Consider the following 13,982-nt stretch of genomic DNA (forward strand, 5'->3'; position numbering starts at 1 on the left):
CTAATAAGGTCATAAATTAAGCATTTTTTAAGCGTTTTGTGATAATCGATTAGTTTGAGCGACCCATTTATATTTGATTACCTCCAGAGTGAGGCCTTTATTGACCACTACAAAATGCTGTTCCTGGCTTATTGCGAAGATTAATTGCTTGTATTAATTCGTAATAGACGTGCTCTTGAGGTATCAATCCACTTTTTAGTAACTAAAGTGTCAGTTTTATTTGGATAGTTTAACCACAGGTTATTTTTGATTACTTTATCGCAACACTTATCCAAGTTGATGTGGAGCATTATCAGTAAATGCTTACATCAGATGCTTATGAATAACTTGAACCGCCACCTTAATCAGATTCATGTCGAGCAAATCGTGACAAACGTTTAGCTTTGGCGATAAATCGTTTAAAATTAGCCGCGAAAAAATAGTCGTTAATTAGGGCGTAACCAATGTTGTCAGAATCTTATACTCATCGTTTTGCTGGTGTCGGCCGTTTATATGGTCAAGCAGCACTCGCGACTTTTTCAAAAGCACATGTGGTGGTTGTGGGTATCGGTGGCGTCGGAACTTGGGTCGCTGAAGCTCTAGCGAGAAGTGGTATAGGACAGATCACTCTTATCGATTTAGACGATATTTGTGTTACCAATACCAATCGCCAAATACATGCATTAACCTCTACTATTGGCCAATCAAAAGTCGAGGTTATGGCAAAACGCATTGGTGAAATCAATCCCGAGTGTGTGGTTAATGAAGTAGAAGATTTTATTACTTTAGACAATCTGGCGGAGTATTTTAAGCCTGCCTCACAGGGTGGTGATATTGATTATGTGATTGACTGTATTGATGCGGTAAAACCTAAGGCAGGTTTAATTGCTTGGTGTAAGCGCAATAAAATTGCCCTAGTGACTATTGGTGGTGCTGGCGGCCAAACCGATCCGACCTTAATTCAAGTGACTGACTTGGCTAAAACAGTACAAGATCCATTGTTGGCAAAAGTGCGCAACATATTACGCAAAGATTATAATTTTACTAAAAATATTCAGCGCCGCTTTGCTGTAGATGCGGTGTTTTCGACCCAACATCTAGTCTATCCTCAAGCTGATGGCAGCGTATGCAACACTAAGGAAACAGCACAAGGCAGTATGCGGATGGATTGCGCTTCTGGTTTTGGCGCCATTACTATGGTGACGGGAACATTTGCTTTTGTTGCTGTGAGTCGTGTACTGAGTAAATTAGCCGCGAGAACAGTTTAGCATCGTTAAGTGCTGCTTTACTGATGTTATCGCGGCACGCTTATCACGAACATAGGTCCTCCAAGGGGTGACATAGCAACATAGCGAATGCTACCTTTTATTTGCGTAATTGCATTAAATGCAGCTGCGAGCCCTAAGCCGACGCCACCTTTGTGGCGAGCGGTGGTAAAGAAGGGTTCAAATATATGCTCTGCAATATCACTTGGAATAAGCGCACCATTATTTTGAATTTCGATATCAATAGTGTCAGGTTTAGTTATTACATTAATGCAGATCTTCGCTTGTGAGGTATCTTTAAATGCATGTAAAAATGCATTTGATATCACGTTATTAATAGCTTGGGAGAGTAGGCTGGAATTAGTGTAAACCTGCAATTGCTCATCAATATTGACTGTTATCTCAACCTTTTGCGGCGAAAATATCATTAAGGTTGAGTCGGTAATATCGCGTAATTGGTGATTAAGATTAAATAGAGTGTATTTTTCTTGGCTTTGTTCTGCCGCAATAGATTTAAACTGCTGGATTAAATAACTGGCACGAGTGATATTACTCACAATTAACTGACTGCTTTTTTGGTATTGCTCTAAAATCCCATTGATTTGTTCTAATGTGGCATGATCGCTATGGATAAGCTCGATCAGATCTTCTACATAAGCCAATTGTGAACTTGCAGCCGTTAGACAAATACCTATCGGGGTATTAATTTCATGGGCGACGCCGGAAACTAATCCTCCTAATGCGGCCATTTTCTCTTTTTCTATCAGCACTTGTTGTGTTCGTTTTAACATTTGCAGTGATTGTTCAAGTTCTCTGGTTTGCTCTTTTACTTGGCGAGCAAGTTCATCTTTATAACTACGCTCTAATAATAGTAAGCGATCTCGATCTTCAACGGCATGCATTAAATCGACTTTTGATTGCTGCAGATCTTGATAAGACCCTCGAATTTGTTGTTGCATTGTATTGACGGCTTCGGCGACTAAACTGAACTCATCACGTTGTGGCTTACGGTTAAAATTTAAGGGCGTAAAGGGGTTGTCTAAGCTAATTTCATCACAATATTGGCTTAATTGGCGCAGATGTTTGGTGACATTGAACCAGACCAAAAACAAAATAAAACCTGCAACGAAGAAGGTTTTGATCGCGTTGGACAGTAAAATCAGTATTGTTTTATTATACAGACGATCATAAATGGCATTGAGATCGGCTTGTACAGTAAGGGTCCCAACAGGAATATTTTCATTGTTGGTATAAATCAACGGAAATTGCTTTTCGATAACGGCCGTTTTCTGATACTCACCAAAATGCCATTCTTGATTACTGTCATCACGGATAGAAATATATTTAATGTCAGGTAATTGGCTTAAACCATAGAGTTGAGTGTTAATTAAGTCTTCGTCTATTACCCAAACACTGGATGCTAATACTTCTAAATTTACCGCTTCTATACTTGAAAATACGCGATCAATTCTATTCACATCCTCCTGATAGTCACTTATGAGCTGATAAGCTGTCGTCACAATCGTAATCAAAGAGCTAAACACCACGATAGACAGTGTTAACTTTCGGGCAATAGGGCTCTGGAGCAATTGTCGTATGAATATCAGCATATTTTCTTCAATGTGATTAATTACCAATGATGAGTGACATATAAAATACGAGCTTACAGCTTGTTGCGCTAGTGTTAATTCCAACTTTCTGAATTTTATTCAAGCATAGCTTGAATGTCCTAATATGGAATTGAAATGGTGTAAATAAAGATAATGTTAGTGATGTTTTTTATGGCATATATTTTGCTTTAAGTCAGTATGATCAAAAATCTGACACTGCGGGTAAGCTATGATGAAAATAAAAGTAGGTTCAATAAAGTTGTTTAATAGCAAACGTTTATTCGTAAGTGCTATGACATGGGTTGTTGTAACATGTACTAGTTTACTGTTTGCGCCTAAAGATTTACTGGCGTTTTTATCGTTAGATCACCTAGTCAATCAATATGGTCAGTTTATTGGCTTAGGATTAATAATGGGAGTCGCGTATTTTTTAAGTCAAATTTTTGCCTTTGTGGTTGATGAGTCTATTGTTTTTTTTCGCCAAAAACGCACAGTAGAAACCATCGAAGCAAAAGTGAAGCTACTCGATCCGGCAGAACGAGCCTTGTTACGCGAATTCTTTTTACAGGGACAGACTATTTTAACCCTGCCGCAAAATGAGCTAGCAGTTAAAAATCTAGTTCATAGCAGTATACTTGAGATGCTTGGAAATGAGCGCCACTATGCGATTCAAGGACCAACGGCAGAATACAAGATATCGATGCCGGCGCGAAATTATTTAAATCGCGATGTATTACGTTTACCAGCAGGTGAGCCGAGTGCTGAGGAAATGACCTATCTAATCAAAACACGTCCACATTTTATTAATGGCTTGGTTCAATCACGCAAGCATGCCGCTTAATTTAATATTTTGTGCAGTATTTGATTGGTATAAATAAAAAAATGGGGGCCATATAGCCCCCAACTTGACATAAAAACACTCCATGTGTTTTATCGCCAATGTATGATTCGCAAGGAAGAATCCATATTGATCATGAAATAATAAGCAGTAAAATACTTAGCCTAGTTAGAGACTCACTTAGTAGGTGCAGACTTCACAATAAACATCCACATTAGATAAGACATTATTCCAAAGGTACAAAAGATTACAGTCATCGATAGTAATCCTATTGCGTTACCAAACATTAAATCTAACCAAAATGCCATGATATTTATCCTCTGGAATGTGAAATCATGATCATCATAAAGTCAAAACTCTGTCGTGATACTGATCTTGATCAATCTTCAGCAGTGATAATGTTATATTTGTGTGAAACTGCTAATTAGCTCACAAAAACCATCAGCCATTGTTATTTGGCACTATGAATGACTTTTGAGCAATTGAGTGTTTTTTATAGAAATAATAGGTAAAGTACTTGCGATTATTAAATGCAAAGGTATAATCGCCAACACTCAATTGTGACAACATAAGTTGATTAATTGAGTGGTTAGTTTTGCAAAGATATTTGCTCATCGCAGATTTTTTTGCAAAGCTAAATATAGTTTACAAGTCTTTGCCTGAGTGATGAAATTGGTATACATGGGGGATTCAAAATCCCCTGCTTCGCGGCGTGTCGGTTCGAGTCCGACCTCAGGTACCATTATTTAAAGCCCTGTTCTTAATCGAACGGGGCTTTTTTTATGCTTATAATTTAAGGTGACAGTGATAAGTTCATCACTTTAATACGTTAGCAAGCCATTGCATTCTTTAGTCGGTAAATTGACATGTTATCTATTTATACACCATTTCCGGTATAAACTGAGTTAAACATTTACTTGTCACTATGTTGCGCAATGCACTCAAATACTAAGCGCTAGAATGGGTAAAATGCACTATACAAACCATTAAAGTAAATTTTTAATCAGAAATACATATGGCATATCTCATATAGATTATATTTGGCTGGCCAAAATGATTGATAGATTGCTCATGATTTTATTTCGAGTACGTGATCGAGCAATGTTGTTAGGCTTTTTAAATAAGAAATTCGTTGGTCAACATTTGCCTCATTTGGGCTTAATGAAATTTTTCCACCAATAAACTTCAGTTGCTTGTAATCACACTGTTGCATGGTTTTTTCTATTTGCTCCATCGTTAATAAAGAGTTTTCTGCAAAGCTGGGAATGTATACGGCTTGTGCTGGAGGCATGTGAGTGTCCTTCCATTGCCCATAAGGGCCGTCTATATCTGAGGTACCAGAAAAGATGATCCCTTTTAACAAGCCGCTGAGATAAGCTTGTTTAGTATGTTGCAAGGGGCCATCGGTATTACGTGTTTCAATAGCTGAACGCCCCCAATTGATACTGATACCAATATCACTATTCAGTTTACTGTTAACGTGCGTAATCGCCGTCATTTCATCTTGTAATAGCATGAAGCCCTTTTCAGCTTCTTGCCCTGCGATATGTGCATCGCAATGTTCAATGACGAGTTTTGCGCCGTACCAGTTCCATGATTGCATGGCTTCAAGCGATGTTTGCAAAGCTTGAATAGATGATTGTGTGTTTTCAGTTATCTTTGGTGCTGTATGTATTTTTAAAAAGCTTACAGCCTCTCTTTTTAAGTGATTGTTTAATTTAAATATAGCTTGCTGTGCTTGTTGGTAAAAAGCCAGTGCAGCTTGTCTACCTGTTTCATTGGTGGAGGCTATGCCAAAATGCGGGTTTTTAGCAATCTGCCTCATCACCCCTGGAATTGATGTAAAAATGAATTGCCAATTCTCATCAATATTCTTAAGAAACCATTCATCATCATAAGGATGCAGCTTTCCCACAAAGGGGTGTTCTAAGCCAATGATATTACTTTGTAATTTTAGCCCCTGGTAGTAACTCGCTTCTAATTCTTGATCCCATTGCTGGGTCGAAGGTGCTGCGGCATACGCACCAATAATATATTCCATTAAATATTAGCCTTAATAAGCAGATTACGCTGTAGGTATACCTATTACACCACTTGAAGTAGTGTAATGCAATCCAGCTTTTGGATTTTTCTGATGAGTTGGATGGTAAATATCTCATTAATATCGAATGAAAATCGTTCATGGCCAAAGCAGAAGTATCTCTATGAACATCTAACAGCAATGTTTACGTAAGATTTTTAAAAAATATATTTTTCTAATCAAGTAACTGGTAAGGGAAGGATTTTAGACATTTAACTGTTGCTCAACTTACTGCTTTTAAAACAGCTTCATCATGCGCCTTAGTTGCTGATAGATTTTTTATTTTGACAAAAATAAATCAAAAGGTATATTGGTATAACAGGTTGATGGTGTACCTGTGATTTATTCTGCCAATAGTAGGGCTACTTTTTAAAAGCCTTGTTGAGTTCGCAAAACACTTTGTATGAAGCAACGTAAAGTCGAGAAGTCATGATAACAACTGTAATTGCCGAACAAGTATTTGATGGAAAAAACATCACTAATAACCAACCGATAAGTTTTGAAAATGGCAAGATTATCGCTTTTGATGTGGTTAATAACGCCAAGGTTATTAAGGTTTCAGGCTTACTAACTCCGGGTTTTATTGATGTACAGGTCAACGGTGGAGGAGGTTTTTTATTTAACCATGACACGAGTTTATCAACGCTTAAAGCAATGGTTGAGGCACATAGCAAGTATGGGACCACAGGATTATTACCGACGCTGATCACTAGTAATCTTGAAACTATAAGTGCTGCCGCTAATACTATCGCACTAGCAATCAAGCAAGAGATCCATGGTGTTATAGGTGTACATTTTGAGGGACCGCATATCAGTGAGCCCAAGAAAGGCATACATAGCAGCCAGCATATTAGGCCCCTAAGTGAGCAGGAATTAGCGATTTATTGTCGCGATGATTTAGGAATAAAAGTGGTCACCTTGGCACCTGAGCGTGTGACAAGTGAGCAAATACAGCGATTAACTCAGCACAATGTAAAAGTGTGCTTAGGCCACTCTAATGCCAGTTTTGAATTAACCCAAGCAGCACTAGCTGCAGGGGCAGTTGGTTTTACTCATTTATTTAATGCGATGTCACCATTGACATCTCGTGAGCCGAATATGGTCGGTGCAGCATTGCTTGATAAATACAGTTGGTGTGGGCTGATACTTGATGGTCATCATGTTCATCCGGCAACGGCAAAGTTGGCAAATAGGCTTAAATGCTCTGGCAAAATGATGTTAGTCACTGATGCCATGTCAACCATTGGCAGTAGCCAAAAGGCGTTTGAGTTCGATGGTCATAAAATTGTGCTTGAAGGTGATAAGTTGATGAGCCAAACAGGTCAATTAGCGGGTTCAGCATTAGATATGATCACGGCAGTCAATAATGCTCAAGTGATGCTTGATATACCTCTTGAGGAGGCGCTAAGAATGGCGAGTATATACCCTGCTAATTTTCTTGGAATAAATGACAACATACAGCAATTTGCCATAGGTGCTAATGCAGATTTTACCGTGCTTGAATGCGGTAATAACTCTGCCTTGCACGTTAGCCACACCTGGATTGGCGGCAAAAAAATATTTTAAATTTATGGAGATTTATAATGCAAAAACTGACTGGATTAATTTCCGCCCCTCATACGCCATTTGATAGCAACGGTGAAGTTAATCTTCCTGTCATCGATCGCATTGCTGAACTTCTTATTCGTCAAGGCGTGAAAGGTGTTTATATTTGTGGCACAACAGGTGAAGGCCTTAACTGTTCTGTTGCTGAACGTAAAGCGATTGTTGAGCGTTGGGTTTTGGCATCACAAGGAAAGCTCAGTATTACAGTTCATACTGGTGCCTTATCCATTGTAGATACACTTGAATTAACAAGACATGCTGAAACCCTCGATATTTTTGGCACTTCGATTATTGCGCCTTGTTTTTTCAAACCGAGTTCTCTTGATAGCCTTGTTGATTACTGTGCCACTATTGCAGCAGCAGCACCGACAAAAGCATTTTATTATTACCATTCAGGTATGTCTGGGGTGATGTTTGATATGGAACAGTTTCTTATCAAAGCTGATAAGGTGATTCCGAACTTGGCTGGTATTAAGTTTAATCATGTTGATCTTTATGAGTATCAACGATGTGTACGAGTGTGTGATGGTAAATTTGATATTCCATTTGGGATTGATGAGTTTCTCCCAGGTGGCCTTGCTGTTGGCGCGATAGGTGCAGTAGGAAGTACCTATAATTATGCTGCGCCACTCTATTTGGATATTATTGCTGCTTTTAACAAGGGTGATCAGCTGGCTGTCGCTGCCCTCATGGATAAGGTTATTGCTCTCATTCGTCCACTGGTACAATACGGGGGAGTTGCTGCCGGTAAAGCTGCTATGTTGTTACATGGTATCGATGTTGGTGATCCTCGCTTGCCAATTAGTGCGCTTTCTAACCAAGAGAAAGAGGATGTTGTTGCTAAAATGACAGCGGCTGGCTTTATGGAACACATGCCGCATGACAAAAATAACTAATAATAATTATCTTTTTGGTATTAGAAGATAATATTAATTATTTAGCATGAGGTTTTAGGAATATATAAAAAGTTTGAACGCGAAGATTTTTATATTGTAGTGTTTTTAAAGTGAAGTTGTTGTTAGTGCGCCATATCTAACCATCAATATATTATTGGTGGTTTTTTTATGCAAGATAGTCGGGTAGGTAAATCTGGGCGGTAATAATTACTGTTCAGTGATGTGCTCTGTAGACAGTTCATCATGGCGAACAGGGTTTGCTTAATATTACCTTGCAGGTCCAATTGAGCGATCTATAGATTCCGACTGGCAATTAGTGGAGAGCTTGGTATTTATTTGGTATGTGATGAGAGATTAGATGTGCTTTGCTATGAAAACATGTGCCTGTATAGCCAAGTTCATTAATATTTAGTCGACTAAATATTAATGAACTATGAGTGAACTATAAATAAGTTATCTAGATGAATAGTCCATAGGCTTGATTAATTTTTTGGTGTTCTTGGTTTGCCCAAATAAAATACTCTTGATCGCTTAATTCACATGCAGCCTCTTTGTCTAGCAGAATGATCGCATTTTCATGCATTTGTAAAGCGGATGCGGGACACATAGCGGTTACAGGTCCCATGATCATTTGCTTTACTGCTGCTGCTTTATTTGTTCCTGTCGCCATCAGTAACACATAACGAGCGTCAAGAATGGTGGCAATGCCCATTGTCATCGCCATCGTAGGTTGGTATTCATCTTTATCAAATAAGCGGCTGTTATCTTGTAACGTTTGCTTGGTTAAGGTTTTAATTCTTGTGCGAGATGCTAAGCTCGAGGTCGGTTCATTAAAGCCGATATGTCCGTTTGCGCCTATGCCTAATATTTGCAAATCAATTCCACCCGCATTGCGAATTTTTTTCTCGTAAGCAAGGCCTTGAATACGTGGGTTTTGATCTTGCTGACAGATAGGTAAAAATGTTTTATTTTGGTCTATGTCTATATGATCAAATAAATTATCTTTCATAAACTTGCGGTAGCTTTGTGCATTATCTGCGGCAATATTATGGTACTCATCAAGGTTAAATGTCGTGACATTAGCAAAGCTTAACTTTGCTGTTTGATGGCGTTGTACTAGCCGTTTATAAAGTTGAATAGGGGTAGTGCCTGTGGCTAGACCTAAAACTGGAGTTGATTTTTGTTTAATAACTTCTGTAACCCATTGTTCAGCATGAGTTGCAACTTGGTCGGGATTATCTAAAATAATAATTTGCATGTTTGTTCCAATAAAATAGCATTTCAGTCGCGGCTATTGAGTACCATCATTGAAGCCATTTATCGTTTGAGCATACATGGCTGCGCCGATAAGATCCGCATGCTCTCCTGTTATAGGCGAGACCAAGCTAACCTGATATATCATCGGTAACTTGGCTATTTTAGCTGCCACTCTTTCTTTAAAAGCTGATGCACCCCCGACGCTTCCTCCTAAGACAACCACAGTCGTACCTGTAAGAGCCTTAATATTCGCAATTAAATCAACGAGCGCATCAGCACATTGGTCCAGTAGCGTGGTTATTTCTGGGTGAGACAGATGCTGTTCGAACACGTTTTTGCAGCTAACAGCAGTCTTTAAAATTGTTGATGCTTGCCTGGCGATTGATGTGCCCGATGAAATAGCTTCGACGCAATTGATTCGGCCACAATGGCATTGAACACTAAGAGCCGTGGGGCAATTAACTGACATATGACCGATATGTGCACAAAAACCATCACTAGCAGTGACCAACTGACCATTTTGGATAATGCCGCCGCCAATTCCGGTCGACACCGTAATATAAACTAAGGTGCTGTCTTGTCTTTTGGGACCTAAACAATATTCTGCCCATGCAGCCGCTGCAGCATCATTTAAAATGACTACGGGCAGCCCAAATCCTGCCTTGAGCTGCTGCTGTAAGGGTAGGGCTTGTTTGGCTGACAGAAAGTTAACTTGATGTTTACCAACTTGTCCGGTGCAGGCTACGGCGACTATATGTGCTTTTTCAATCCAGTCTTGGCATAAATGAACCACATAACTCGCTAAATTATCGAGATCGTGATGAATAATCGAATCAGTCTTTTTTGATTCAATGATTTCATTATTATTCATCAGTGCGGCAGATATTTTTGTACCACCAATATCGATTGCGATGATCATATTGCTGTTTCCATTGAAGGCAACGCCTCTGTGATGCTAGTAGCGAACCATTTGGTAATATGTTCTACGCGGGTGATTGCCGAGCCGACAGTGACAGAAAAGGCGCCTAGTTTAATCGCTTTAGCTGCTCTTTCTGGAGAGTGATAGCGACCTTCTGCGATAACATTTAACCCTTGGCTAACCCAATGAGCGACGAGTGCATAATCGGGATCATGGGGCGGGGGATTCAAATCGGTATAACCAGACATGGTACTGCCAATAAAAGTGCAGCCATGTTGTGCCAGCATGAGGCCAGTTTCATAGTCTGCGCAATCTGCCATGGCAATACAGCCTGCATTATGAATAGCTTCAAGTAGCGCTAACATTGGTACTGGTCTTTGTCTTTGTGTACCGTCAAACGCGATAATACTGGCTCCGGCTTGTGCCAAGGCTTTTACATCTTCAATAAACGGGGTAATGCGAACTGGACTATCTATTAAATCCCTTTTAATAATGCCAACGATCGGTGTGCTGGTTGCCTTGGCTACAGCTTTAACATTTTCGACGCCTTCGATTCTTAACCCTTTTGCGCCGCCATCTACGGCGGCCAACGCCATAGCAACAACATGCTCAACCTTATCCATAGGGCCGTGATCAACCGGTTGGCAAGAGACAATTAACGACTGTTTTAATAAAGTTAATAGTTGTTTTTCTAAAATTTTATTTACTATTGTCATACTTATTTCCTAAAGGCTATTTGAATATTAATCACGATTTAATAGGGGTTGGATGCATGGTATATAAGGTTAGCCCAGTCAAGTCTTTGTTCGTTGTCTTGGACGTTTGTGTTAATAAACTGGCAATATAGCCAACGACTAAACATGACATTATGCCTATGGTTGCATATAGGTAACCGTCGGCCCAGCCAAATTGCCATGCAGATATCATGGTGGATACACCGGCTAAAATACCTGTTATCGCGCCAAACGAGTTGGCTTTTTTGGTTAAGGCGCCTAATACAAATAGACCACCCAATGCGCCCATAAACATGCCGATCACTTTAAAATAAGCTTCCATAAGTGAGCGGATTTCTGGATCGATAAAGATCAGTCCAGCAAGTGTGCCGAGTATGCCCATGATAAAAGTTAGCCAGCGCGCAGCACTCATATAACCTTTTTCAGTTTTCACTAAATTAAAAGGCCTTATGAAATCAGTTACTAACGTCGTCGCGATAGAGTTCATACTGGTCGATACTGTTGATTGGGCGGCCGCAAAAATTCCCGCAACAATCAGACCCGCAACACCAATTGGCAGTTCATTCGCAATAAAGGTGGGAAATATTTGATCAATCTGGATGGTAGGGTCTAATTTTTCTGGATGTGTTTGATAAAAGGCGTATAGCGCGGTACCAATACAGAAGAATAATAATGCTCCTGGGGCTGCAATTATTGCATTTGCCCAAATTGATTTTCTGGCATCACTCGGATTTTTTGTCACCATATAGCGTTGTACTACGGCTTGATCGGCAGTGTAGCTCGATAAATTTTGGCCAATACCACCAATAACAATCACCCATATAGACAGTGTTGTTATGCTATCTAAACTGAAATCAGCATTGACCATAGTAAATTTATCATCACGTAAGCCAATGTTTATAAAGTCAGTTAAGCCGCCATCTAAACCTGTAACTATGATGATAAAGCAGGCTATCGCACCAAGAATTAACACAACGGTTTGTAAGGTGTCAGTCCAAATGACAGCTTCAATGCCACCCATGGTGCAATAAATCAAACATAAGACGCCCATAATCAACACACTGTCACTAGCTGATAGTGGCGTTACTGCCGAGAGGGATAATGCTGTTAATGCCATAACTATACCCATTCGACCCACATGAAATAGGGTAAATAAGCCACTAGCAAATAGCCTTACACTCATATTGAAACGTTTTGATAGATATTCGTAAGCGCTAGTGGCGTCAATTTGGCGAAAAAAGGGCATAGCAACATAAATAGCCAGAGGCGCAACAGCAACAATCATCCATATGCCAATAAGTAATACCCAGTTACTTTGGTAAACGACAGCAGGCAGTGCGACGTAAGTTAATGAGCTTAACATAGTGGCATATATTGAGCAGGCTGCTGCCCACCAAGGGATAGATTGACCCCCACGGAAATAATCATCGGTATTTCTGTTTTTGAAGACAAAAAACAGTCCGAGCAATACCACACAAATTAAATACACCACTAAAACGGTCATATTAACTAAACCAAAATTCTTTTCCGGCTGTTTGAGTGATGCTTGCCATAGTCGTAATGCGCTAGGATTATTATTGCTGCGATTTAATGAGTAGATGACCCCGTCAGATGTTGTGACATTTTCACTAATATATTCAGTCGTTTTAGCGCCATTGATAACCTGGGTTTTATCGATATTGTTGGTTAAGTAATGTGTCCAACTATTAGTAATGGCATTAAATGATAAGGTATTGCCTTGATCGGTAAACGCTAAGATATGTGATTGACCAATAGAACTTAGGCTATTAATTCGTTGATTAAGTTTTTGCTTGGCAACAGAGATATCGCCAAGATTTTGCCACTGATTTTCAGCGTTTTTAGTATTGGGATCAAATTTCCAATGTCTAGTTAAAGCGAAAACCTTTTCTTGTGAGTTGAGATATTCAGCTGGATTGAGCTTGTCATGTGCAAGTTGATAACCACCTATGGCAAATATTTTGGCTCCAGTACCATCATTTTGAACTGCCAATTTAATCCCATTTTGGTAAGGCATATTTTGATTGGCTAAAGGCAATGAAGGTAAGCGCTGCCATGAGTTACTATCGATAAAATGGTCAAGAGCACGTTTACTATAAGATAATTTCCCTTCTGCGTTTATCAGCCCATTGAGATCCAAAGCAAAGAATTGGTTGTTCGCATCTGAACCGGTTAACACATAGAGGATATTGTTAATGACGACTGCTGATGGGGATTTTGCTGTGCTAGGTAATACTGGCAGTGGATAGCTATAAAGTGTTTTCGATTCAGGGCGCCATATAATGAGATTGACTAAATTTGTCGTTTTTTGTTTGGCTATACCCCCGGTTACAAGGGTGGCACCAAGGAAACTGGTTGCCGCGGCAAAAGATCTATTACCTTGTTCTGCCGACAAGTTCGTCACAATAACATTACTACCATCAACGAGATATATTGCTTCTGATTCAACGCTGCTGTCTGTTACCTGCTCTGCGATAAAGAGATATGGTTTAGCAGTTAAATCTACTATACCTGATGATATCACTAGACCAGTACCTTGATGGTCGATAAACGCACCGTGATTAATGTTAACTTTGTCTATTGAAGTCGTGTTTAATTCCTGCCACTGGATTGATGTTTGAGCATGGGTTAGCAACGGCATCATCAACATCAAAGTAAACGCTGACTTTAATATCTTGTTAATCATATGTACTCAAATAGTGTTGTTTTACTGTATACCTGTTATACCACCTGTTTTAGGCTAATGCTATGAAAATATACCATTCGATTTGAGAATTTTTA

The 13,982-nt window shown here is 39.5% G+C and carries 11 protein-coding genes and 1 tRNA gene; 5 read left to right on the top strand and 7 right to left on the bottom strand.

Annotation, left to right across the window (positions count from 1 at the left end; genetic code table 11):
* Positions 1-443: 443 nt before the first annotated feature.
* Positions 444-1,247, top strand: coding sequence for a tRNA cyclic N6-threonylcarbamoyladenosine(37) synthase TcdA (gene tcdA / locus H5114_RS15140; RefSeq protein ID WP_404948358.1), 804 nt, complete (start codon positions 444-446; stop codon positions 1,245-1,247).
* Between the two features lie 26 nt (positions 1,248-1,273).
* Here tcdA and H5114_RS15145 read toward each other — a convergent pair whose 3' ends face one another.
* A complete protein-coding gene (locus H5114_RS15145) occupies positions 1,274-2,854 on the bottom strand; it encodes an ATP-binding protein (RefSeq protein WP_182723363.1) in 1,581 nt (526 codons plus the stop codon).
* A gap of 229 nt (positions 2,855-3,083) precedes the next feature.
* On the opposite strand from H5114_RS15145, the gene H5114_RS15150 reads away from it, so the two are divergent.
* Positions 3,084-3,695 carry a superinfection exclusion B family protein gene (locus H5114_RS15150; protein ID WP_124017285.1) on the top strand — a complete coding sequence of 204 codons (612 nt, stop codon included), beginning with the start codon at positions 3,084-3,086 and terminating at the stop codon, positions 3,693-3,695.
* Positions 3,696-3,868: 173 nt separating this feature from the next.
* Here H5114_RS15150 and H5114_RS15155 read toward each other — a convergent pair whose 3' ends face one another.
* A complete protein-coding gene (locus H5114_RS15155; RefSeq protein ID WP_011635995.1) occupies positions 3,869-4,000 on the bottom strand; it encodes a DUF3149 domain-containing protein in 132 nt (43 codons plus the stop codon).
* Positions 4,001-4,349: 349 nt separating this feature from the next.
* On the opposite strand from H5114_RS15155, the gene H5114_RS15160 reads away from it, so the two are divergent.
* A tRNA-Leu gene (locus tag H5114_RS15160) sits at positions 4,350-4,434 on the top strand.
* Between the two features lie 327 nt (positions 4,435-4,761).
* Here the strand turns inward: H5114_RS15160 and H5114_RS15165 are convergent.
* The gene (locus H5114_RS15165; protein WP_182723364.1) at positions 4,762-5,733 is read right to left on the bottom strand and encodes a DUF4862 family protein; all 972 of its coding nucleotides are present in this window, start codon (positions 5,731-5,733) and stop codon (positions 4,762-4,764) included.
* Between the two features lie 468 nt (positions 5,734-6,201).
* Between H5114_RS15165 and nagA the strand changes: the two genes are divergently transcribed.
* Positions 6,202-7,338, top strand: coding sequence for an N-acetylglucosamine-6-phosphate deacetylase (gene nagA / locus H5114_RS15170; RefSeq protein WP_182723365.1), 1,137 nt, complete (start codon positions 6,202-6,204; stop codon positions 7,336-7,338).
* A 17-nt stretch (positions 7,339-7,355) separates the two neighbouring features.
* Positions 7,356-8,273 carry a dihydrodipicolinate synthase family protein gene (locus H5114_RS15175; RefSeq protein WP_182698409.1) on the top strand — a complete coding sequence of 306 codons (918 nt, stop codon included), beginning with the start codon at positions 7,356-7,358 and terminating at the stop codon, positions 8,271-8,273.
* A gap of 457 nt (positions 8,274-8,730) precedes the next feature.
* Here the strand turns inward: H5114_RS15175 and nagB are convergent, their stop codons facing one another.
* From nagB to H5114_RS15195, 4 genes are read right to left on the bottom strand one after another with little or no spacing between them, the layout of a single operon-like run.
* Positions 8,731-9,531 carry a glucosamine-6-phosphate deaminase gene (gene nagB / locus H5114_RS15180; protein WP_182723366.1) on the bottom strand — a complete coding sequence of 267 codons (801 nt, stop codon included), beginning with the start codon at positions 9,529-9,531 and terminating at the stop codon, positions 8,731-8,733.
* 33 nt (positions 9,532-9,564) lie between these two features.
* Entirely contained in the window at positions 9,565-10,449 is an 885-nt protein-coding gene (locus H5114_RS15185) for an ROK family protein (protein WP_182723367.1), read from the bottom strand.
* On the bottom strand, positions 10,446-11,165 hold the full coding sequence (locus H5114_RS15190) for an N-acetylmannosamine-6-phosphate 2-epimerase (protein ID WP_182698406.1): 720 nt from the start codon (positions 11,163-11,165) through the stop codon (positions 10,446-10,448). Before H5114_RS15190 ends, H5114_RS15185 begins: the two co-directional genes overlap by 4 nt.
* A 31-nt stretch (positions 11,166-11,196) precedes the next feature.
* The gene (locus H5114_RS15195) at positions 11,197-13,887 is read right to left on the bottom strand and encodes a sodium:solute symporter (protein WP_182723368.1); all 2,691 of its coding nucleotides are present in this window, start codon (positions 13,885-13,887) and stop codon (positions 11,197-11,199) included.
* Between the last annotated feature and the right edge of the window lie 95 nt (positions 13,888-13,982).

The organism is Shewanella sp. SR43-8, assembly GCF_014163775.1.
Taxonomy (GTDB): Bacteria; Pseudomonadota; Gammaproteobacteria; order Enterobacterales; family Shewanellaceae; genus Shewanella; species Shewanella vesiculosa.